General features: G+C 65.0%; 19 protein-coding genes and 1 tRNA gene. 1 reads left to right on the forward strand and 19 read right to left on the reverse strand.

Features of this window, described 5'->3' with window-relative positions; translation table 11 throughout:
- Window positions 1-106: 106 nt before the first annotated feature.
- The 14 genes from rpoB to rplJ all read right to left on the reverse strand — a co-directional run bounded on the left by rpoB (window position 107) and on the right by rplJ (window position 17,035).
- The gene (rpoB, locus tag ACFQGD_RS30040; RefSeq protein WP_345402153.1) at window positions 107-3,586 is read right to left on the reverse strand and encodes a DNA-directed RNA polymerase subunit beta; all 3,480 of its coding nucleotides are present in this window, start codon (window positions 3,584-3,586) and stop codon (window positions 107-109) included.
- Between the two features lie 470 nt (window positions 3,587-4,056).
- Window positions 4,057-5,046: a hypothetical protein gene (locus tag ACFQGD_RS30045; protein ID WP_345402150.1), complete on the reverse strand. Its 990-nt coding sequence runs from the start codon at window positions 5,044-5,046 to the stop codon at window positions 4,057-4,059.
- A complete protein-coding gene (locus ACFQGD_RS30050; RefSeq protein WP_345402147.1) occupies window positions 5,043-5,705 on the reverse strand; it encodes a hypothetical protein in 663 nt (220 codons plus the stop codon). The genes ACFQGD_RS30045 and ACFQGD_RS30050 overlap by 4 nt, the downstream gene beginning before the upstream one ends.
- Before the next feature lie 57 nt (window positions 5,706-5,762).
- On the reverse strand, window positions 5,763-7,010 hold the full coding sequence (locus ACFQGD_RS30055; protein ID WP_345402144.1) for an MlaD family protein: 1,248 nt from the start codon (window positions 7,008-7,010) through the stop codon (window positions 5,763-5,765).
- A complete protein-coding gene (locus tag ACFQGD_RS30060) occupies window positions 7,010-8,221 on the reverse strand; it encodes an MCE family protein (RefSeq protein ID WP_345402141.1) in 1,212 nt (403 codons plus the stop codon). Before ACFQGD_RS30060 ends, ACFQGD_RS30055 begins: the two co-directional genes overlap by 1 nt.
- Complete coding sequence (locus ACFQGD_RS30065) at window positions 8,221-9,408, reverse strand: MCE family protein (protein WP_345402138.1); 1,188 nt, start codon at window positions 9,406-9,408, stop codon at window positions 8,221-8,223. Before ACFQGD_RS30065 ends, ACFQGD_RS30060 begins: the two co-directional genes overlap by 1 nt.
- Complete coding sequence (locus ACFQGD_RS30070; RefSeq protein ID WP_345402135.1) at window positions 9,405-10,391, reverse strand: MCE family protein; 987 nt, start codon at window positions 10,389-10,391, stop codon at window positions 9,405-9,407. The genes ACFQGD_RS30065 and ACFQGD_RS30070 overlap by 4 nt, the downstream gene beginning before the upstream one ends.
- Complete coding sequence (locus ACFQGD_RS30075; protein ID WP_345402132.1) at window positions 10,388-11,437, reverse strand: MCE family protein; 1,050 nt, start codon at window positions 11,435-11,437, stop codon at window positions 10,388-10,390. Before ACFQGD_RS30075 ends, ACFQGD_RS30070 begins: the two co-directional genes overlap by 4 nt.
- Window positions 11,434-12,888: an MCE family protein gene (locus ACFQGD_RS30080; protein ID WP_345402129.1), complete on the reverse strand. Its 1,455-nt coding sequence runs from the start codon at window positions 12,886-12,888 to the stop codon at window positions 11,434-11,436. Before ACFQGD_RS30080 ends, ACFQGD_RS30075 begins: the two co-directional genes overlap by 4 nt.
- Entirely contained in the window at window positions 12,885-13,727 is an 843-nt protein-coding gene (locus tag ACFQGD_RS30085) for an MlaE family ABC transporter permease (protein WP_345402285.1), read from the reverse strand. Before ACFQGD_RS30085 ends, ACFQGD_RS30080 begins: the two co-directional genes overlap by 4 nt.
- A gap of 12 nt (window positions 13,728-13,739) precedes the next feature.
- Window positions 13,740-14,492 carry an MlaE family ABC transporter permease gene (locus ACFQGD_RS30090; RefSeq protein WP_345402282.1) on the reverse strand — a complete coding sequence of 251 codons (753 nt, stop codon included), beginning with the start codon at window positions 14,490-14,492 and terminating at the stop codon, window positions 13,740-13,742.
- Window positions 14,493-14,527: 35 nt separating this feature from the next.
- A complete protein-coding gene (locus ACFQGD_RS30095) occupies window positions 14,528-15,691 on the reverse strand; it encodes an ABC transporter ATP-binding protein (protein WP_345402127.1) in 1,164 nt (387 codons plus the stop codon).
- A 348-nt stretch (window positions 15,692-16,039) separates the two neighbouring features.
- On the reverse strand, window positions 16,040-16,438 hold the full coding sequence (gene rplL / locus ACFQGD_RS30100) for a 50S ribosomal protein L7/L12 (RefSeq protein WP_345402125.1): 399 nt from the start codon (window positions 16,436-16,438) through the stop codon (window positions 16,040-16,042).
- A 69-nt stretch (window positions 16,439-16,507) separates the two neighbouring features.
- Window positions 16,508-17,035, reverse strand: coding sequence for a 50S ribosomal protein L10 (rplJ, locus tag ACFQGD_RS30105; protein ID WP_345402122.1), 528 nt, complete (start codon window positions 17,033-17,035; stop codon window positions 16,508-16,510).
- Between the two features lie 278 nt (window positions 17,036-17,313).
- On the opposite strand from rplJ, the gene ACFQGD_RS30110 reads away from it, so the two are divergent.
- Window positions 17,314-18,378 carry a hypothetical protein gene (locus tag ACFQGD_RS30110; RefSeq protein WP_345402119.1) on the forward strand — a complete coding sequence of 355 codons (1,065 nt, stop codon included), beginning with the start codon at window positions 17,314-17,316 and terminating at the stop codon, window positions 18,376-18,378.
- A 174-nt stretch (window positions 18,379-18,552) separates the two neighbouring features.
- Here ACFQGD_RS30110 and rplA read toward each other — a convergent pair whose 3' ends face one another.
- From rplA to ACFQGD_RS30135, 5 genes are all read right to left on the reverse strand, one after another.
- Window positions 18,553-19,266, reverse strand: coding sequence for a 50S ribosomal protein L1 (gene rplA, locus ACFQGD_RS30115; RefSeq protein WP_345402116.1), 714 nt, complete (start codon window positions 19,264-19,266; stop codon window positions 18,553-18,555).
- A 98-nt stretch (window positions 19,267-19,364) separates the two neighbouring features.
- Window positions 19,365-19,799 (reverse strand): 50S ribosomal protein L11, encoded by a 435-nt coding sequence (gene rplK / locus ACFQGD_RS30120; RefSeq protein ID WP_034267015.1) that lies wholly within the window; start codon window positions 19,797-19,799, stop codon window positions 19,365-19,367.
- Window positions 19,800-19,947: 148 nt separating this feature from the next.
- Complete coding sequence (nusG, locus tag ACFQGD_RS30125) at window positions 19,948-20,706, reverse strand: transcription termination/antitermination protein NusG (protein ID WP_345402111.1); 759 nt, start codon at window positions 20,704-20,706, stop codon at window positions 19,948-19,950.
- Window positions 20,707-20,773: 67 nt separating this feature from the next.
- The gene (gene secE / locus ACFQGD_RS30130) at window positions 20,774-21,184 is read right to left on the reverse strand and encodes a preprotein translocase subunit SecE (RefSeq protein ID WP_345402108.1); all 411 of its coding nucleotides are present in this window, start codon (window positions 21,182-21,184) and stop codon (window positions 20,774-20,776) included.
- Between the two features lie 70 nt (window positions 21,185-21,254).
- Window positions 21,255-21,327: transfer RNA gene (locus ACFQGD_RS30135), tRNA-Trp, on the reverse strand.
- Window positions 21,328-21,344 lie beyond the last annotated feature (17 nt).

Here is a 21,344-nt window from a genome sequence, read left to right on the forward strand (position 1 = left end):
TGTTCTTCCTTCTCCTTTGGGGGTTTGCGGAGCGTTGCGGCCCCGCAGGCTGGCTAAGTGGTCGTCTCGCCCGGGTGGGCCACGAGGAACCACCCGGGCGGCGAGGTCAGTGCATGACGTCGTCCACCGAGGGCGACTCGTTGCGGGACAGGTTGATGCCCAGGTTCGCGGCGGCGCGCTCCAGGTCTTCGTCGTCGGAGTCACGCATCTCGATCGCGGCCCCGTCGCTGGAAAGCACCTCAACGTTCAGGCACAGCGACTGCAGCTCCTTGAGCAGCACCTTGAACGACTCAGGGATACCCGGTTCCGGGATGTTCTCCCCCTTGACGATGGCCTCGTACACCTTGACGCGGCCGACGACGTCGTCCGACTTGATCGTGAGCAGTTCCTGCAGCGAGTACGCCGCACCGTAGGCCTGCATCGCCCAGCACTCCATCTCACCGAAGCGCTGACCACCGAACTGCGCCTTACCACCCAGCGGCTGCTGGGTGATCATCGAGTACGGACCGGTGGACCGGGCGTGGATCTTGTCGTCGATCATGTGGTGGAGCTTCAAGATGTACATGTAGCCCACCGCGACCGGGTACGGGAACGGCTCACCCGAGCGGCCATCCAGCAGCTGCGCCTTGCCGTCGGTGTGAACGAGGCGCTCCCCGTCCCGATTCGGCTTGGTCGCACTGAGCAGACCGGTCAGCTCCTCTTCGCGAGCACCGTCGAACACCGGCGTCGAGGTATTCGTACCCGGCTCGACGTCGAGGAGCTCCTCCGGCAGGTTCTTCGCCCAGTCCGGTGAGCCCTCGACCTTCCAGCCCTGCGACGCGAGCCAGCCGAGGTGCAGTTCGAGGATCTGCCCGATGTTCATACGACGCGGCACACCGTGAGTGTTCAGCACGACGTCGATCGGGGTGCCGTCCTCCATGAACGGCATGTCCTCGACCGGCAGGATCTTGCCGATGACGCCCTTGTTGCCGTGCCGACCAGCGAGCTTGTCACCCGGCTGGATCTTCGATTTCTTAGCGACGTAGACCCGGACCAGCTCGTTGACGCCGGGAGGCAGCTCGTCGTCCTCATCACGGGAGAACATCCGGATACCGATGACCTTGCCGGACTCACCGTGCGGCACCTTCAACGAGGTGTCGCGCACCTCACGGGCCTTCTCACCGAAGATGGCCCGCAGCAGACGCTCCTCCGGGGTCAGCTCGGTCTCACCCTTCGGTGTGACCTTGCCGACCAGGATGTCACCCGGCTGCACCTCAGCGCCGATGCGGACGATGCCACGGTCATCGAGGTCGGCGAGGACGTCCTCAGAGACGTTCGGGATGTCCCGCGTGATCTCCTCGGCGCCCAGCTTCGTGTCACGGGCGTCGACCTCGTGCTCCTCGATGTGGATCGACGTCATGACGTCGTCCTGCACGAGGCGCTCGGAGATGACGATGGCGTCCTCGTAGTTGTGGCCTTCCCACGGCATGACCGCGACGAGCAGGTTCTTACCGAGCGCCATCTCGCCGTTCTCCGTCGACGGACCGTCGGCGATGACCTGCCCGACCTCGACCCGGTCGCCCTCGTTGACGATCGGCTTGTGGGTCATGCAGGTGCCCTGGTTAGAGCGGCGGTACTTGTACAGCCCGTAGCTCCGGCGGCTGCCGTCGTCGTGCATGACGGTGATGATGTCCGCCGAGACCTCCTCGACGACGCCCGCCTCCTCGGCGAGCAGCACGTCACCGGCGTCGACGGCGGCGCGTAGTTCCACACCGGTACCGACAAGCGGCGACTCGTTGCGCAGCAGCGGCACCGCCTGGCGCTGCATGTTCGCACCCATCAGCGCGCGGTTGGCGTCGTCGTGCTCGAGGAACGGGATCATGGCTGTCGCGACCGAGACCATCTGCCTCGGCGAGACATCCATGTAGTCGATCTCCATCGGGTCGATGAGCTCGACCTCGCCGCCCTTCCTGCGGCCGAGGACCTTCTCCTCGGTGAAGTGACCATCGGGGTCGATCGGCGCGTTCGCCTGCGCCTTGACGTGGCGGTCCTCTTCGTCGGCGGTCAGGTAGTGCACCTCGTCGGTGACCCGGCCCTCGACGACCTTCCGGTACGGCGTCTCGATGAAGCCGAACGGGTTCACCCGCGCGTAGGAGCACAGCGACCCGATCAGGCCGATGTTCGGGCCTTCCGGCGTCTCGATCGGGCACATGCGGCCGTAGTGCGACGGGTGGACGTCGCGGACCTCCATGCCAGCGCGCTCACGGGACAGACCACCAGGACCGAGGGCCGAGAGACGACGCTTGTGCGTCAGGCCCGCGATCGGGTTGTTCTGGTCCATGAACTGCGAAAGCTGCGACGTCCCGAAGAACTCACGAATGGCGGCCACGACCGGGCGGATGTTGATCAGGGTCTGCGGCGTGATCGCCTCGACGTCCTGAGTGGTCATCCGCTCCCGGACCACTCGCTCCATACGGGAGAGGCCGACCCGGATCTGGTTCTGGATCAACTCACCCACGGTGCGCAGCCTGCGGTTACCGAAGTGGTCGATGTCATCGGTCTCGACCGGAACCTCGGTACCGGTGACGCTGGTCATCGTGTGCTCGCCAGCGTGCAGGCGGACGAGGTACTCGATCGTGGAGACGATGTCCTCTTCGGTGAGCGTCCCGGTGTCGTACGACAGATCGAGGCCGAGCTTTTTGTTGATCTTGTACCGGCCGACCTTGGCGAGGTCATAACGCTTGTTCTTGAAGAACAAGTTCTCCAGCAGCGTCTGCGCGCTTTCCTTCGTCGGCGGCTCGCCGGGGCGCAGCTTCCGGTAGATGTCGAGCAGCGCCTCGTCCGTGCCGGCGGTGTGGTCCTTCTCCAGCGTCGCCATCAACGTCTCGGAGAAGCCGAACCGCTCCCTGATGGCCTCCGTGGACCAGCCGAGGGCCTTCAGCAGCACGGTCACCGGCTGACGGCGCTTGCGATCAATACGCACACCGACGGTGTCGCGCTTGTCGACGTCGAACTCCAGCCAGGCACCCCTGCTCGGGATGATCTTCACGCTGAAGACGTCCTTGTCGGTCGTCTTCTCGATGGCCTGGTCGAAGTACACACCAGGCGAGCGCACAAGCTGGGAGACGACGACACGCTCGGTGCCGTTGATGATAAAAGTGCCCTTATCGGTCATCACGGGAAAATCGCCCATGAAAACCGTCTGGCTCTTGATCTCACCAGTGTTGTTGTTGACGAACTCGGCGGTGACGAACAGCGGAGCCGAGTAGGTCATGTCTTTGTCTTTGCACTCTTCGACCGAGGCTTTAACCTCGTCGAAGCGCGGGTCGGCGAAGGAGAGCGACATCGAACCGGAGAAGTCTTCGATCGGCGAGATCTCGCCGAGAACTTCCGCGAGCCCCCCGACGGGGTTCTCTTCGCCCTCGTTCACCCGGCGCTCGAACCATGCGTCGTCGCCGGTGAACCACTCGAACGACTTGATCTGCACGTCGAGCAGGTCAGGCGTGGCGAGCGGTTCGCGAATCTTCGCGAAAGAGACCCGTTTGGGTGCTCCAGGAATCTCCGATGGGTTCGCAATGTTGGCTTGGTTCGCGGGAGAGACTGCCAAGATGCGTCCTTCCGGGGACAGATAAGCGGTTGGACAGCAACGCCACGTTGACACGGCACATGGCAACACGAGACGCCGACTGTCTATAAGGGTGCGGTGGTGTCCGCTATCGTAGCGCCTGGCTCAGGGCAGCATGAAAGCGGGCAGCGCAACAGAGCAGTCTAGCGACGAAAATCGCCGCTGTCGAGGGGGCACGCGCATCGGGGCCCAGCCTCGCCGCACCTTCGTTCCGCTTCGCATCGGCGGTTGCCTCATGGCTTCGCGATTCAGGGTGGCGTGCCAGGGCCGTCGAGTCAAGCCACCAGGCGGTGCGGCACCGCAACAGTGCAGTGACTCACTTCTCATCTCACCCTGGTGTCGTAGTGGGGCTGGACGAGATCGCGGCGGCGCTGGGCAGGCTCCTGGGACTGTGAACAGACCCACGTCCGATTTCGCCCGGTTTCGCGCACAACAGCCCCAGGAACGTTGGCCTAGTTGCCGCCGCCGTTGCCGTTGCCGCCGCCGTTGCCGTTGCCGTCGCCGGGGACGGGCGCCCGGTTGCTGGGGTCGGCGTAGGCGTCGATATGTGAGATCTTCCACTCACCGTCGACCTTCACGGCCGTGACGGTCGGCTGGTCACCGGTCGCTGCGCTCTGTCCGGTGTCCTCCCTGACCGAGGTTTGATCGATGAACGCGAGCACTCGTGCGGAGTCGTCGTTCATCTCGATCACCGCGATGTTGCGCACGGTCGTCTGGAGCACGACCTTTTGCTCCGGCGCCTTCTGCTTCACGTCGCCCATGAGCTGCTCGTACTGCGACCGCATCTCGTCGGTAGCGAGCACGTCCTTCACGGCCTGCTCATGCTCGTCAACGTTGTTGTAGTCGTACGAGAACATCGCCTCGATGCCGTCCGCGACCTGCTGCTTGAGCTGTTCGGTCGCGACAACGTCGACCATCGCCTTGTTCTCGTCACCAGCATCGATCGAGAAGTACTTGAACGCGAAAAACGCCGCCGCCAGCGCGAGCACCAGCGCCAGCGCCCCGACGACGCTGGTCAGTCCCCACGAAGGAGACCGCAGCGGCTGTTTCATCGCCGCCGCATGACCCTCCGGGAGGTCCGATGCCTTGGACACGGTCTCGTCCTGCGTCTCCGGCTTCCGGACGCCTTCATCGCGCGACTTCGGGCGGGGCCGGGACTTCGACGTCGAGGCCGCGTCAGCGGTGTCAGCACCCGTGGCGGAGCCGGTGTCCTCGGCGTCGGTCGTGCTCTCCGCCGCGGCCTCATCGGTCGTGGCCTCAGCGGCGTCCTCGTCCGACGTCTCCTCCTCTACGTCGGTCACCTCGGGCAATACCACGTCGCCTTCGGTCGTGTCCTGCCGCGGCTGGGGTGTCGGGCGGGGCCGGGGGCTAGGCTTGCGCAGGCCCGCGACCTGCGGCCGCCGCGACCCGCCGCTGGGTGTCGATCGCCGTCGGTTCGTCACTGCGGCTCCGATCCTTGGTTACCCACCTGCTGCGTTCTCGGCAGAGGGACCAACTCGATGTCCGAAAGCTTCCACTCCCCCTCGACCCGCTCGAGCTGGGCTCGCCACCGACGCGGCAGCTGCGCGCTCTGATCCTCGAACGACAAGGTCACCTCGGAGGAGGCGATGGCCGTCGCCGTGCCGTCGTAGGCGTTCAGTTCCTCGACGGCGACATCGAAGAACGTGATCTCCGACGAGCGCTGAGCCTTGACGATGACTTGGCGGGCCTGCTTCCAGCCGTCCTTGACGTGCTGGGCCAGTTCCTCGGTCGACACCGCGACCTGTTGGTTCCGGTACTTGTCCGGGTTCTCGTAGTCGACCTCGGCGAAGGCGGTGATAGCCTCTTCGGCCGCGGCTACCACCTCGTCTCGGGCCTCGGCATTCTGGGCGGCGTCGCTGCTCGACTTCACCCACCAGAGAATGCCGAAGGTGACAGCGGCGATCAGACCGACCGCCACCAACACCGAGGCGACCAGGAACACCGGCTGCCGAGCGAACACATTCGGCTCCGGCTCCTGGGGTTCCGCCCGCGAGACCGTCGCGGCATCGGTGTCACCGGCGTCGCCGGACACACCGTCATGTTCCTCGGGCACGTCGGCCCGAGCATCATCACTGCTCATTACGTCCTCAGCGTAGGCGAAGGATGTGATATCGCTGTCTGGTACCGCCGCTTAGCGTCAACCCATCGAGAGCAACCGGCTCACCAGTTGAGCGTTGGAACTCGACAGCAGGCTGTTCGGGGCGTCTTCTTCCAGCGACTCCTGGTCGCGGTCGGAGTTCTCCTCGAGCTGTTGCTCCGTCGGAGCCACCGGGACACCATTGAACGGCGCGTTCTGCGAACCACGGACGGTGATAGGGCTGCCCTTCGGTTCCGCGCAGTACGCCTCCTCATTGTACTTCGACGGCGAGGTGTCGTCGCCCGGCCGCTTCTTCGTGCCCTCGTAGCCCTTCACACACGGCGGCGGGTCGAACAGGTTCACCGCGAGACCCAGCGGCGCCTTCGGCTCCTTCGGGTCGAGTAGCGCGGTCGCTCCCGCACCAAGGGCAGGATAGGTCAGCAGCGTCTGCTCCAGCCCACGCAGCCGGTCGTCCGAGATCTCACCGAGTGTGATGAGGTTGGCGACCAGCGCGCTCAGCCCAGGGCCGATCTCGTCGACGACTTGGCTGATCTGGTTGGCCGCCGGCGGGGTCTGCTCGATCAGCCGTCGGATGTCGGCGTCCGACCCCTTGAACGTCTCCGACAGCGCCCGCAGATCCCGGCTGAACGACCTGATCGAATCGATCTCGGCGTTCTGGGTGCGCAGAACCTGGTTACCCGAGCGCAGCAGCTCAACGGTGTCCGGCAGGTTCTGCCGCGCGGCCGCCGTGAAGTCGCGGGTGGTGTCCATCAACAGCTGGAGGTCGTCTCCGGTTCCAGAGAAGGCCTTGAACGACTCGTCGACGACGGTGCGCAGCGAGTCGGTCGGCACCGAACTCGCCAGGTCATGCAGGTCGTTGATGACCTCGGCCGTCGGCACCGGGGTTTTGGTGCGCTCGACGGGGATCACCGCGCCGTCCTCGAGGTAGGGCCCGCCATCGGACCGGGGCCGCAGATCGACGAACTGCTCACCGATCGCGGACCGGTTCCGCACGAGCGCGTCCAGGTCAGCCGGGATCGGCGGCGTGTCCGGCTCGATGTTGAGCTCCACCTCCAAGCCGTCCTCGGTCAGGCTGAGCTCGCCCACCCGACCGATGTTGTAGCCGCGGTAGGTGACCTCGGCGTTGGAGAAGATGCCGCCGGACTCGTCCAGCCGCATCGACACCGTATAGATGTCCTCGCCGAACACTTTGCCGATGTCGGTGAACCGGAACAGAGCGAATGCGACCGCGACAACGCTGATCGCGAAGAACGCGATGATCTGCACCCTGATCTTGCGGGTCAGCATCAGCTGCCACCTCCCAGCAGGCCGGGCAGCACGCCGAGGCCGCCGTCACTCGACTCCCCGCCGGAGTCCCCGTCGGACGGCGATGGCAGCGGCAGCGGCGGGAGCTGGTTGGGATCCAACAGCTCGCCCTCGGCCGCGGGTGCTTTCTCCAGGACCGGTATACCGTCGAACGGGTTGCCGCGGTGCCGCCGGTACGCCTCGTAGATCTCCCTGATGTTCAGGTTCAGCTCCTGATACAGGTTGAAGTAGTCGCCCTTCGCGCCGTCGACCGCGGCGTCCGGGAACGGGAACGACACCAGAATCTCCAGTGCCTTCGGCAGCTTGTCCCCCGACTTGGCCAGGTTGGCCAAGATCGGCCGCAGTGCCTCCAGGTTGTTCACCAGGTCGCGCTGGCTCTTCTGGATCGTCTCGGTCGCGACGACGGAGAGTTTCTTCATCGACTCCAGCATCGTCACCAGCTGCTCGCGCTGGTCGACGAGCACCCGCATTCCCGGCTCGAGGTCGTCCAGCGCCGCCGCGATGGCTTCCTTGTCCTTGCGTAACGCCTTGGAAAGCCGGTTCAGGCCGTCGAGTGCGTTGGAGATGTCCTGGGTCTGCCCGTCGAGGCCGCGCACGAGAGTTTCCGCGTTGTGCAGCAACGCCTTGATCTCACCCTCGCGGCCGGTCGAGACCTGGTTGAGCTCCTTGGTGATGGTGTTGAGCTGTTCGACGCCGCCACCGTTGAGCAGCATCGACAGCGCCCCGAGCACCTCTTCCAGTTCGACGCTGCGGTTGGTGCGGGAGACCGGAATGACCGAGCCGTCACTCAGCTCGCCTTCCGCACTGCCCTCCGGCGGGTGCACCAGCTCGACGTACTTCTCACCGAGCAGGCTGGACTGCTTGACGTTCGCCAGCGCGTTGGCTGGCAGGTCGGTTTCCCGGTTGAGCAGGATGCTGACCTCTGCGTTCCAGTCCGTTCCCGTCAGCGAAATCTCCTCGACCTTGCCGACCGAGACCTCATTGATCTTGACGGCGGACTGCGGTACGAGGTCGAGCACGTTGCGGAAGTGCACCTTCACTTCGATGGGGTCGTCACCGAGGTCGGCACCACCCGGCAAGGGGATGTCGTAGATACCGGTGAACGACCCGCATCCGGCGAGCAGGGTGGCCACCATCGCGAAGATGGTCGCGAGCATGCCGCGCGGGCGGTTGGTCCTGGTGCGCCAGAACATCAGCGGCCACCTCCCTGCCGCGGCTGCGACATCTCTTCCATCAACGCGAGCGGCAGCGGCGGCAACTCACCGTCGTAGAGCGAGTTGAGCACCTGCGCCGGGGTGGGCAGGTCCTCGGTCAACGGCGATAGCTGGGAGCACAGCGACGCGAGTTGGTCGCCGGAGCCGTTCGGTGCCTGGCCGACGAAGTCGCAGAGCATCAGCAGCAACGGCTTGCGCAGCTCGTTGATCACCGGCCGCGCGTCGAGCGTGCCCGCCGACGCGTTGTAAGCGTTGATCACGTTGCCGAGCGCGACAGGGCCGACGTCGAAGATCTCCGCGAGCTCGGCCCGCTCCTTGACGAGCACCTGGGTAATATCGGCGAGTTTGTCGACGTTTGACCTCAGCCGGTCCCGATTCTCGTCGACGAACTGGCGCACTTTGCCCAGCGTCGCGCCGAGCAGCTCGACGGACTTCGCCAGGTTCTCCCGCTCTCCGGCGAGGAAGCCGCTCACATCGGCCAACCTGCGCTGGAACTCGGCGACGTCCGCGTCGCTCGCCGCCAGCGTCTTGGAGAACTTCGCCAGGTTCGACACCGTGGCGAAGAGGTCGTCCTTGTTGCCAGCGAGCGTGTTGGACGCCTTGCCCAGCTTGTTGATCGTGACGTTGAGCGCCTTGCCGTTGTCCTTGAAGTTCTCGGCCAGCGTGTCGAGCAGCCGCGACAGCGCGCCGTTCTTGTTGGCGCCCTGCGGACCGAGCGCGTCGCTGACCCGCGACAGCGACGCGTACAGGTCGTCCACCTCGAGCGGCACCGCGGTGCGCTCCTGCGTGATGACCGCACCGTCCTCAAGCTCGGGACCGCCCGTGTAGGTGGGGGTCAGCTGCACGTAGCGGTCGCTGACCAGCGACGGCGCGACGATCACAGCCTGCGCGTCGGCTGGCACCTGCACCGTGCGGTCGTAAGACATGGTGACCTTCACGCGGTCGCCCTGTGGCTCGATGCGCTCGACGGTGCCCATCTCGACGCCGAGCATCCGCACGTCGTTGTCCTCGTATAGGCCGATGGTGGTCGGGAAGTACGCGACGACGCTCTTGGTGTTCGCGTCCTTGAGCGCCCACCACAGCCCGCCTGCCACGAGCAGCCCCAGCACGCAGGCGATGGCGACGCCCCGCCAGAGAGACTGGCCAACACGGGTCGTCGGGCTCATCGCGGATCACATCCCTGCTGGTTGATCGGACCCTCCTGGGGTAGCAGCAGTCCGCAGATGTAGTTGTCGAACCAGCGACCGTTGCCGACGGTGTTGTTGAACTGCCGGACGAACGGCGCGAAGGTCTCGATACCCTCACCGAGCGCCTCACGGTTGCGGTGCAGCATGCCGGTGAGTCGGTCCAAGTCCTTCAGCACCGGCTGGAGCTGCGCCTTGTTGTCCTCGACTAGCCCGTTGAGTTGGATGGCGAGCTGTTGCGTTCCCCGCAACAGCGACGAGATCGCCGCCTTGCGCTTCGACAGCTCGGCGAGCAGCACGTTGCCGTCCTTCATCAGCTTCACCAGTTGCGCGTCGCGGTCAGCCAGCGTCTGGCTGATCTGGCGGGTGTTCTCGAGCAGACTCGACAGCTGGTTGTCGCGCTTAGCGATCGTCTCCGACAGCCGCGACAGCCCGTTCAACGCGCCCTTGATCTCGTCCGAGGTACCGCCGAACGTCTGCGAGATGACGTCGAAGCTCTTGGCGAGCTGGTTGACGTCGATCGCGTCCGTCGTCTCCGACAGGCCACGGAACGCCTCAAGCACGTCGTACGGCGACGTCGTGCGCGCCGTTGGAATGGTCTCGGATGGGTCAAGCACCTCATCGCCCGCAGGTTCGACCGCGAGGAACTTCTGGCCGAGCAGGTCCTTGAGCTTGATGCCCGCCCTTGTGTTGTTCCCCATCCATGCGTCATCAACGTAGAAGCTGACCCGGACGACGTTGCCATCCAGCTCAACGTCCTTGACCTTGCCCTTCTTGATTCCCGCGATGCGGACCTCGTCGCCCTCCTTGATGCCCGCCGCCTCCTCGAACTCGGCGGAGTACACCGTGCCGGAACCGATCAGCGGCAGCTCGTCGGAGTTGGCAGCGGCCACGAGACCGAGCGCGATCAGCACGATGCCGATGATCGCGATCGGGATCGGGTTGCGTTGCTGGAAGGGCTTCATCGGCTGCACCTCGCCCTGTCCGGCTCACCCATCGGGATGTGGACGGGCTGGTCTTCCGCGCCCGGGAACCGCAGCGTGGCCTCACCGCTACACAGGTAGAAGTTGAACCACGAGCCGTAGCTCGCCGTCTTACCCAGGCTGGAGTACTTCTTCGGGCCAAAGGTGATGAAGTGTTCCACCAGGTCCTCGTGCTTATTGAGCGTCTTCGTCAGCTTCCCGAGCTCGGCGATGTCCTGCTTGAGCGGACGGCGCGCCTTGCCCACGAGACCCGCCGTCGACCGAGACAGATCGTCGATGGCCTCGATCGCGTCGCCGATGGGCTTGGCGTCCTTGGCCAACCCGGACACCAGCTGCTGCAGCGTGTCGATGGTCTGCCGCAGCTCGGGACTCTTCTCGTTGAGCCGCTGCAGCACATCGTTGAGGTTGGTGATGACCTCACCGATGATCTGGTCCTTCTCGGCCAGCGACGTCGTCAGCGACGCGGTGTGGGCGAGCAGGTTCTCCATCGTGCCGCCCTCACCCTGCAACACCTGGATGATCTCGTAGGACAGCTGGTTGACGTCCTTGGGCGAGAGCGCGGTGAACAGTGGCTTGAAGCCGTTGAACAGCTCCGTCAAGTCCAGCGCGGGTTGGGTGTTCTCCAGCGGGATGTGGCCAGTCCCGTCAGTGGGCAGCAGCGGCGTGTTATCGGTGCGCGCACCGGGGTCGAGCGCGATATAGCGCTGTCCGACCAGGTTGCGGTAGCGCACCGCGGCCGTGGCGGTCTCCGGCAGTCGAAGGTCGGAGTTCACCTCGAAGGTGACCTCGGCCTGGCTCTTGTCGACCACGTTGATCTCGGTGACCTGGCCGACCTGCACCCCGGCGATGCGGACGTCGTCGTTCTCAAGCAGCAGCGTGGCGTCGGTGAACCGCGCCGTGTAGCTGTTGGCATCCGACATGTTGATGTTGGCGATGCTGATCCCGAGAACCGCGGTCGTCAGGACGGTCACCGCGACAAAGATGATCAGCTTGACCAGTGGCCCGGTGACATGCGTGGCGCTCTTCATTCGAAGGTCACCTCCGCACCACGGTAGAGCGGGCCGACCAGCAGGCCGCCCCAGCCGGGGATGTCATTCGGATGCACGCCGGACTGAATGCTGAGCAGCTCCGCGATCAGGGCACCCTCCTCGGGCGTGTTGGCCGGGTTCGCGCTCGGTGCGCCCATAGGCGCAGAGCCGCCGGTCGTGGCGCTGCCCCTACCTGGTCCAGGCGCGGTTCCCGGCGCACACTCCCGCTTCCACGACTCCGGGATCGGGTTACCAAAGGTGGTCAGCGCGTCGCACGGCAGTTTCTCGCCGTCCAGCTCGGAGCGGGCGTCCGGCGGACGCTTCGAGCCGTCGTCCAAGTACAGGAAGCGGTACGGGTACGGGAACGGTCGAGGGATCTCCGGATGGTTCGGGTCGATACACCAGGGACCCCGGTAACCGCCCTCACCCATGAAGTTGTACTCCGGTTCGTCCTGCCCCGGCTTGTACTCGCCCCGGTTCGGCGTGATGTAGACCTTGGCGTGCAAGCCGGGCTTGTCCGTTCCCTTGCCAAACGCCTTGTTCAGGGTGGGCAGCACATCGGCCATCTGCCTCGTCACACACGGGAATGATGGCGAGTACTTCGCCACGAGGTCCAGCGTCGGCTGCGAGATCTTGCCGACCCGGATGAAGTTGTTCTTGTTCGCCTTGAGGTAGGAGTCCAAGTCCCGCGATGCCATGGTCACCGAGCTGTACACCGAGTTCAGCTCCTGCCGCTTCTCCACGAGCGTCTTCGCGCTGGTGCGGAAGTTCTCCAGCGTCGCCACGATGTCCGGCGTGACCTCGGAGAAGTTGTTGGCGAACCGCGCTAGCTGCTTGAACTGCTCCTTAAGCGCAGGCAGGTGTGGGTTCAGCTTGCCCATGTAGTCGCCGAGGTCGGACAGCGTCTGGCCAAGCTCCTCGCCCCTGCCGTCGAGGGCGGTCGCCATCGCCGACAGGGTGCTGTTCAGCTTCTGCGGCTGTACCGCGCGCAGTACAGGCAGCAGCTTTTCGAACGACGCGCCCAGCTCGGTCGCCGTCTCGGTTCGGTCCTGCGGAATGACGTCGCCGTTGGACAGCTTCGGGCCACTTGCGTCGTCGAACCGCAGCGACACGTACCGCTCACCGAACAGCGTCTTCGGTAGCAGCCGAGCCGAGGCGGACGCTGGCACCAGCTTGGCGTCCTCAGGGTTCAACTTGAGCTTGAGCTCTGCGCCTTCCGGTGTCGGTGTGATCTCGCTGACGTGACCGATGATCAGGCCCCGCACCTTGACGTCGGACTTGTGACCCAGCTGGTTGCCGACTTTGTCGGTCTTCAGGCTCACCGTGACGTAGGGCGTGAAGGCGTTGTTGAACCCCGCGACGCTCAGCGCGACGCCCGCGATGACCAGCACGATGAAACCGACGCCGAGCAACCTGCGCTTCAGCGTCGACACCGCACCACGTGCACTCATCCTGCGATCCTCACCGTTGTGTCAGTGCCCCAGATTCCGAAGCCGAGGAAGAAGTTCACCAGTGCGACCACCACGATGGTCGTCTTTACCGCCTTGCCAACGGCAACACCGACACCGGCGGGGCCACCCGATGCCGTATATCCGTAGTAACAGTGCGACATGATGATGATGACGGCGAAAACCAAGACTTTCGCGAACGAGATGAACACGTCCTGCTTAGGCAGGAACAGCTCGAAGTAGTGATCGTAGGTACCCGCCGATTGGGCGTAGAACACCACCACGATCAACCGCGAGCCGACGTAGGACGACAACAGGCCGATGATGTAAAGCGGGATGATCGCGATGAAGCCCGCGATGATCCTGGTCGTGACCAGGAACGGCAGGCTGGGCACCGCCATGACCTCGACCGCGTCGATCTCCTCGGAAATCCGCATCGCACCAAGCTGGGCGGTGAATCCAGCGCCGACCGTCGCCGACAGCGCCAGGCCCGCGACCAACGGCGCCACCTCACGGGTGTTGATGTATGCCGAGGCGAACCCGGACAGCGCGGCAGCACCAATCTGATCGAGGCCCGCGTAGCCCTGCAAGCCGACGACGATGCCAACGAACAGCGTCATACCGAGCATGACGCCGACGGTGCCGCCGATCACGGCGAGCGCCCCGGTTCCGAAGAACGTCTCGGCGAGGATGCGCAGCACTTCTTTGGTGTAGTGCACCAGCGTACGAGGTACCCATGCCAGCGCCCTGACGTAAAACGACAGCTGGTCGCCGAGGTCGTCCAGCTTGGCGAGCGGGGCGTTGACCGCTTTCCTGGTGTTGCGGGTGAGGGTGTTCAGCATCGACATGAACCATCACCCCGTCTTCGGCGGCACGACCGTCAGATACACGGCGGTCAGGATGAAGTTGATGAAGAACAGCAGCAGGAAGGTGATGACGACGGACTGGTTGACCGCGTCACCGACACCCTTCGGCCCAGGTGGCGGGTTCAAGCCCCGGTAGCAGGCGACGACGCCAGCCATGAAGCCGAACAAGATGGCCTTGATCTCGCTGATCCACAGGTCGGGTAGCTGCGCGAGCGCCGAGAAGCTGGCGAGGTACGCGCCAGGCGTGCCGTCCTGCAGGATGACATTGAAGAAATATCCGCCAAGCACACCGACCACGCTCACCACTCCGTTGAGCAGCATCGCGACCAGCATGCACGCCAGGACCCTCGGCACGACGAGACGTTGCACGGCGGAGACGCCGAGCACTTCCATCGCGTCGATCTCCTCGCGGATGGTCCGCGCACCGATGTCCGCGCAAATAGCGGCACCCGCGGCACCCGCGACGATCAGCGCGGTCACGATCGGGGACGCCTGCTGGATGATGGCGAGGACACTGACGGCGCCGGTGAACGACTCCGCGCCAAGCTGGCTGACCAGCGAACCCAGCTGCAGCGAGACGACGGCTCCGAACGGGATCGACACCAGCATCGTCGGCAGGATCGACACACCGGCGATGAACCACGCCTGCTGGATGAACTCTCGCGACTGAAATGGTCGCTGGAAGGTAAGCCGGATGACGTCGAGGCCGAGCGCGAAGAGCCTGCCCGTTTGTTCCACCATTCCCCTGCCGGGGAACTTGACAGCCGTCGTCGCCGTCACCGGGCACCACCCTGCCCAGGCGGTGTCTCGCCGGTGGCGCGCAGTTGCTCCGCGGTGCCCCACCCCTGGTTCGGCAACTGCGCCACCTGGTCAGCGGGGAGCTGTCCCTGGCTCGAATGCGGCGTTCCCGCGTGAGGCGCGCCAGCCGGCGCGTGGGGGCGGACGCCGTAGTGCCGCTGCTCTTCAGGGGAGAGGGATTCGATGATGCCTTCCTGGGCGGCTGGTGGCAGGGTGTGCAGGATCTTCATGACGCGGTCCTTGCGGCGCCGCTCACCCTGGCGCTCCGGCAGACCCGGGGTGGGCTTGATCTGCGGCACCACGCCACGCACGTCCTCGGTGCCGCCATGGTGATGGCCCGCCTCGGCCATCGCCTGCTCGGCGGCCATCTGTGCGGTGTCCTTCTCCTCCGACATGCCGATCGGGCCGAGCCGCTTGCCGTTGAGGAACTGCTCCACCACCGGCTCTTCGCTGGTCAGCAACACCTCACGCGGTCCAAACATCACCAGCTCCTTGCGGAACAACATGCCCAGGTTGTCCGGCAGCGTGCGCGCCAGGTTGATGTTGTGGGTGACCACCAGGATCGTCGCGTCGATCTGCGCGTTCAGGTCGATCAACAGCTGCGAGAGATACGCCGTGCGGACCGGGTCGAGACCGGAGTCCGGCTCGTCACACAGGATGATCTCCGGATCAAGCACCAGCGCCCGCGCCAACCCCGCGCGCTTCCGCATACCGCCGGAGATCTCGCCAGGCAGCTTGTCCTCCGCGCCCTTCAGCCCGGTCATCTCCAGCTTCTCGAGCACGATCCGCTTGATCTCGGACTCCGACTTCTTGGTGTGCTCGCGCAGCGGGAACGCCACGTTGTCATACAGGTTCATCGACCCGAACAACGCGCCATCCTGAAACAGCACCCCGAACAGCTTGCGCACCTCATACATCTCGCGCTCGGAACACTGCACGATGTCGGTGCCGTTAATGACGCACTTGCCCGAGTCCGGCTTCAACAGACCAATCATCGACTTCAGGAACACCGACTTCCCGGTACCCGACGGCCCCAGCATCGCCGACACCTCACCCGGCGGCAGCGACAACGTCACATCACGCCAGATGGACTGACTCCCGAAGGACTTCGTCAACCCCTCGACGATCACCTCGGCACCCATCGGACCTCCTGAATCCGTTTACGTTGAGTTCACCGGTCCACCGGCCACTCGGCGGCGCGCGCATGCGAATGAACGTCAAGTCCCCTCATTCGTGCAACGAACCTTGGTGAGACAGGTTACTCAAGAGTCATAAGATTTTCCGCTGCGGGTCAGTTGCCTTCCTCACGACATGATCCATGCGGAACCTACCGCGTGCGTGGTCCAGGTCATACAGATGTTACTGACCTGGGATGCCCCAGACGCAGCAACGGGCAGCCACCCAGTGGATGACTGCCCGTTACGCCGGGTATGCGCAGTACTGCGGCCGTGCTAACGGAACACTGACCGGCAGACCGCGCGCCGGAGGTGCTACTTGACGGTGATCTGCGCGCCAGCGGCTTCCAGCTTCTCCTTGGCCGCGTCGGCGGCTTCCTTGTCGACCTTCTCCAGGATCGGCTTCGGGGCGCCCTCGACGAGCTCCTTGGCCTCCTTCAGGCCGAGGCCGGAGACGACCTCACGGACGACCTTAATGACCTGGATCTTCTTGTCGCCAGCGCCCTCGAGGATGACGTCGAACTCGTCCTGCTCCTCAACAGCGGCCTCCTCGCCACCGCCGGTGGCGGCAGCGCCAGGCGCGGCAACAGCCGCGACCGGAGCGGCAGCGGAGACGTCGAAGGTCTCCTCGAACTTCTTAACGAAGTCGGACAGCTCGATCAGGGTCAGCTCCTTGAACGCGTCAAGCAGCTCGTCGGTGCTCAGCTTGGCCATGATGGCCTTCCTTTCTTACTTCGAACGAATCGAGTGGGTGGGTACTCAGCTCTTGGCCAGTGCTCGGCGTCAGGCGGCATCTTCTTCGTTGCGCTTGTCTTCCAGCGCCTTGGCGAGGCGGGCGACCTGCGACGCAGGCTCCGCGAACATCCTTGCCGCCTCGGACAACTTGGCCTTGAAAGCGCCCGCTGCTTGGGAGAGCAGCACCTCGCGGCTTTCCAGATCGGCGAGCCGGTTGACCTCCTCCGGGGAGATCGCTCGGCCGTCCATGTAGCCGCCCTTTATGACGAGGGCGTTGTTGTCCTTCGAGAACTTCTTGAGCACCTTCGCCGCTTCGACCGGCTCATCCTCGATGAAGGTGATGGCGGTCGGACCGATGAAGAGGTGGTCAAGACCCTCGACGCCCGCGTCCTCAGCGGCACGCTTGACGAGGGTGTTCTTCGCGACCCGATACTTGGCGCCAGAGCCGAGAGCGCGACGCAGCTCGGAGAGCTGGGAAACGGAGAGGCCGGTGTACTCGGTGATCACGGCTGCCGAGCTGTTGCGGAACCTGTCCGCGATCTCGGCGACGGCCGCCACCTTGTCTGGCTTCGCCATGTGTCGCCTCCTCTCATCTCTGTTAGCTGGTGACCGTGGCGGTTCCCGGCCCAGAGACGACAAAACGCCCTGCGCAAGCGGCGCGGGGCGTTACGACACACATTGGTGGCGAGCCTCGTTCCTCCTGCGCAGGCCGCCCGCGCTGCGGGACCTTCGCCATGGACACAGGGGCCCATGAGACCAGCGGTCTTCGGTAGAACCATCGACAAGTCTACGACAGCACCCATCGGCGGCGATGCGCGGGTGCTCGTTGGTGGCGATCCGGCATGATGGGGGCCGTGGCAGAACGGCGTCAGGACGACACGCATGACGACGACGCGGCACCGCACGGCGAGGGTGAGCGGCACGGCGACGCACGGAGCGACGCGACCGACAGCGGTGAGCACGATCACGATGGCACGACAGAACCCGGCGAGCGGGACAACCCCGTGAACGACGGCGTGACCATCGGCGAGCGGGACAACGGGAACCTGCCCGCCCCTCGCCCGGACAGCTCACTCGACTCACCCGCGGAAACGGCCGCCGAGTCACGACCAGAACCTGGGTCGGAGTTGTCCGCTCGACCACCCTCCGAACCGCTCAGCGACGAAGAGCTCAGGCAGTTCCGCGAGTTCCAAGAGTTCCAGCGCTTTCGCGAATATCAGGCTCAGAACGGTGAGCTGCCGCCCGCCCTCTCACGCGAAGTTCAACCATCAGGATGGCGACAACGAACGCCCGCCTGGCTGACCGCTCTCGCCAGCAAGCTCGTCACGGCGGTGCTGGTGCTCATCGCCGTAGCGGCGGCCGCGGCGTGGGCGATCAACCACTATCTCGGCGGCTCCAGCGAACCCTCCAGTGCCGAGCTCGCCGAACAAGGCGGCAAGAAGGCGGAGGCGACCAAGCTTTACGCTGAAGACCCCTACGAGGCGGTGCGCGACGTCTATCGCCGCATCGCACAGCAAGACCCGCGAACGGGACAGCCGCAGGTCGACAAGGTCTGCCTGCGCTTCGACGAGAATGGGCGCAGGCAGTTCACAGCGAACATGGGTGCCGCCACCTGCCCTGACGCGGTCATCGCGTTGAACAAGGACGTTGAGCACGTAACGGATTACGTCCAGTCGCTGCCCCGCTCGACGCCCTATGAGGTCTACGACGAGGTGTCGGGATTGGCAGAAGGCGAGTCGTACACCATCAAGTCCTGCGAGGCGGCGCGCAGTATCGGCGGCACTATCACCGGCGGGCCCGCGCTTGGGACGTTCATCGTAACGAGGATTCCCGACGCCAAGGGCGAGCAGTGGCTCATCACTGGTCACGAGCCGGGACCACGCAGCTGCCCAACCCCCAAGCGCACCACGCCGAACTAGCGGCTGGCCCGTTGGCGAGGTGCGAGTCCCGACTTGTGGTGCCGCGAGTCCCGCGACACGGGTGCGAAATCTCCACACCACAGCGGGGACTCACGGCACCTCCACGCAAACGTGGCGCCCGGTGCACATCGAAGTGCACCGGGCGCCACTGATGTTGTCGGCTGGCTGAGAGCCTTACGCCTCCGCGTCGAGCAGGTTGCGGGTGCGGGCGGGATCCACCGGGATACCGGGGCCCATCGTCGTCGTGAAAGTCACCTTCTTGACGAAGCGACCCTTCGCGGCGGACGGCTTGGCACGCAGCACCTCGTCCAGCGCGGCGGCGTAGTTCTCGACCAGCTTCTCCGGCTCGAACGACGCCTTGCCGATGATCATGTGCAGGTTCGCCTGCTTGTCGACCCGGAAGCTCACCTTGCCGCCCTTGATGTCGGCGACGGCCTTGGCGATGTTCGGCGTCACGGTGCCGGTCTTCGGGTTTGGCATCAGGCCACGCGGGCCGAGGATGCGGGCGATCTTACCCACCTTGGCCATCTGGTCCGGTGTCGCGATCGCGGCGTCGAAGTCGAGCCAGCCACCCTGGATGCGCTCGATCAACTCGTCGGAGCCAGCCACGTCAGCACCGGCGGCTTCGGCCTCAGCGACCTTGTCACCGGATGTGAAAACAATGACGCGGACGGTCTTACCCGTACCGTGCGGCAGGTTCACGGTGCCGCGGACCATCTGGTCGGCCTTGCGGGGGTCAACGCCGAGCCGCATCGCGACCTCGACGGTGGCGTCCATCTTGACCTTGGAGGTCTCCTTGGCGAGCTTGACCGCCTCGAGCGGCGAGTACAGCCGCTCCCGGTCGATCAGCTCGGCGGCCTGACGGTAGGCCTTGCTGCGCTTGGTCATGCTCTGTCCTTACGTTGCTCGTGGATCAGGTGTGGTTGTCGTGAGCCAGCGCCTGGCTCTCCCACGGCATGCGCTAGGCGACTAGCGCACTTCGAGGATCAGTCCTCGATCGTCAGGCCCATGGACCTCGCCGTACCGGCGATGATCTTCGCGGCCTGGTCGACGTCGTAGGCGTTGAGGTCAGTCTTCTTGGTCTCGGCGATCTCCTTGAGCTGGTCCCAGGTGACCTTGCCGACCTTGCTCTTGTGTGGCTCGCCGGAGCCCTTGTCCACACCAGCCGCCTTGAGCAGCAGCTTCGCGGCGGGCGGTGTCTTCAGCTTGAAGTCGAATGACCGGTCCTCGAAGACCGAGATCTCGACAGGCACCACATTGCCGCGCTGCGACTCGGTCGCGGCGTTGTAGGCCTTGCAGAACTCCATGATGTTGACGCCGTGCTGGCCCAGCGCGGGGCCGACCGGCGGGGCGGGGTTCGCCTGCCCCGCCGCGATCTGCAGCTTGATGATCGCTGCAAGCTTCTTCTTCTTGGGTGGCATTCTCGTTTCCTGTTCACTGATCACTTACCGGGAGCCCTGCCAGCGTCCCGGGGCTTTCGGGGCTTGGCTCGCCCCGAAGTCTGGGGTATGCGGGGGCGTGCTTTGCCCCGTTCTTTGTGGGGGAATGCGGGGACGTGCCCCCGCAAGGTTAGATCTTGGAGACCTGGTTGAACGACAGCTCGACCGGCGTCTCCCTACCGAAGATCGACACCAAGACCTTGAGTTTCTGACCGTCGGCGTTGACCTCGGAAATCGTGGCGGGAAGCGTGGCGAACGGCCCGTCCATGACGGTGACGGACTCGCCAACCTCGAAGTCCACCTCGACCGCTTCGCCAGCGGGTGTCGCCGCCTCTTCCTCGGCGCCCTTTGCTGCCTTGGCTGGCGCTTCCTGCTCCGCCTTAGGCAGCAAGAACTTGACGACCTCGTCGATGCTGAGCGGCGAGGGGTGGTTGGTCGCGCCGATGAAGCCGGTGACGCCGGGCGTGTTGCGCACGGCGCTCCACGACGCGTCGTTCAGCTCCATGCGGACGAGGATGTAACCGGGCAACACCTTGCGCTGCACCTGCTTGCGCTGGCCGTTCTTGATCTCGGTGACCTCTTCGGTCGGCACCTCGATCTGGAAGATGTAGTCCTCGACGTCCAGCGTCTGGGTACGCATCTCGAGGTTGGTCTTCACCTTGTTCTCGTAGCCGGCGTAGGAGTGCACCACGTACCACTCGCCAGGCAGCCTGCGCAGCTCCTTGCGCAGCTGCTCGGCAGGGTCGACCTCGGCGACCGGTTCCGGTTCCGGCTGGACGGCCGCGGCGGAGGTCTCGGTGTCGGCAGCAGGCTGCTCGCCCTCGGCAGGCTGCTCATCCGTCACGTCGGTCAGCTCCTCATCGGCTGCCGTGCCGTTCTCGGAGGTCACGTTGCAGTCCTCTCAATCTCTCGCATGCGGTTGCACCCCTATCGTGCGGCACCGCGTCCGTACGCGCTCAGCCGAACAGCGCGAACATGACCTTGCCGAAACCCCAGTCAAGCAAGGCGACCAGGCTGACCATGAAGATAACGAACACGATGACCACGATCGTGTAGGTGACCATCTGCTTGCGAGTCGGCCAGATGACCTTGCGGAGCTCGGCGACGACCTCGCGGAGGTACCGCACGATCCGCTTCGGCAATGGCTGCTTCGGCTCGCCCCTGTCGCGCTTCGTCACGGCCGGGCTGCCGCCATCCGTGCGATTCGGCGGCGACGCCCCAGCGGACTTGCCCTTGACGGAGCCCTTGCCGCCCGGCTCGCCCTTCCCTTCGGCTGGACGGCGCCGCGCGCGCCGGGAGGCGGCGGACTCCGGACGAGACGAGCGCTGCTCGTCCGCGCCGTTGTCCTTCTCGCCGTCGTCGCTCACAAGGAACTCCTCACACGTAGTCCATGTCCGCTGTCTGCGCTTGTTCCGTTGCCGAACTGGTCCGCTCTTGCAGGGGTGACAGGACTCGAACCTGCAACCTGCGGTTTTGGAGACCGCTGCTCTGCCAATTGAGCTACACCCCTTCGCGGGAGATCCAGGA

It is taken from the genome of Haloechinothrix salitolerans, from assembly GCF_042662605.1.
GTDB classification, from domain to species: Bacteria; Actinomycetota; Actinomycetes; order Mycobacteriales; family Pseudonocardiaceae; genus Haloechinothrix_A; species Haloechinothrix_A salitolerans.

Coding starts and splice junctions, on each gene's coding strand:
- ACFQGD_RS30070 (WP_345402135.1), bottom strand. CDS start 10,391: ATGAAGCCCTTCCAGCAACGCAACCCGATCCCGATCGCGATCATCGGC.
- ACFQGD_RS30075 (WP_345402132.1), bottom strand. CDS start 11,437: ATGAAGAGCGCCACGCATGTCACCGGGCCACTGGTCAAGCTGATCATC.
- ACFQGD_RS30055 (WP_345402144.1), bottom strand. CDS start 7,010: ATGCTGACCCGCAAGATCAGGGTGCAGATCATCGCGTTCTTCGCGATC.
- rplJ (WP_345402122.1), bottom strand. CDS start 17,035: ATGGCGAAGCCAGACAAGGTGGCGGCCGTCGCCGAGATCGCGGACAGG.
- ACFQGD_RS30095 (WP_345402127.1), bottom strand. CDS start 15,691: ATGGGTGCCGAGGTGATCGTCGAGGGGTTGACGAAGTCCTTCGGGAGT.
- rplA (WP_345402116.1), bottom strand. CDS start 19,266: ATGACCAAGCGCAGCAAGGCCTACCGTCAGGCCGCCGAGCTGATCGAC.
- ACFQGD_RS30065 (WP_345402138.1), bottom strand. CDS start 9,408: ATGAGCCCGACGACCCGTGTTGGCCAGTCTCTCTGGCGGGGCGTCGCC.
- ACFQGD_RS30085 (WP_345402285.1), bottom strand. CDS start 13,727: ATGCTGAACACCCTCACCCGCAACACCAGGAAAGCGGTCAACGCCCCG.
- rplL (WP_345402125.1), bottom strand. CDS start 16,438: ATGGCCAAGCTGAGCACCGACGAGCTGCTTGACGCGTTCAAGGAGCTG.
- ACFQGD_RS30080 (WP_345402129.1), bottom strand. CDS start 12,888: ATGAGTGCACGTGGTGCGGTGTCGACGCTGAAGCGCAGGTTGCTCGGC.
- ACFQGD_RS30060 (WP_345402141.1), bottom strand. CDS start 8,221: ATGTTCTGGCGCACCAGGACCAACCGCCCGCGCGGCATGCTCGCGACC.
- ACFQGD_RS30090 (WP_345402282.1), bottom strand. CDS start 14,492: ATGGTGGAACAAACGGGCAGGCTCTTCGCGCTCGGCCTCGACGTCATC.
- rplK (WP_034267015.1), bottom strand. CDS start 19,799: ATGCCACCCAAGAAGAAGAAGCTTGCAGCGATCATCAAGCTGCAGATC.
- ACFQGD_RS30050 (WP_345402147.1), bottom strand. CDS start 5,705: ATGAGCAGTGATGATGCTCGGGCCGACGTGCCCGAGGAACATGACGGT.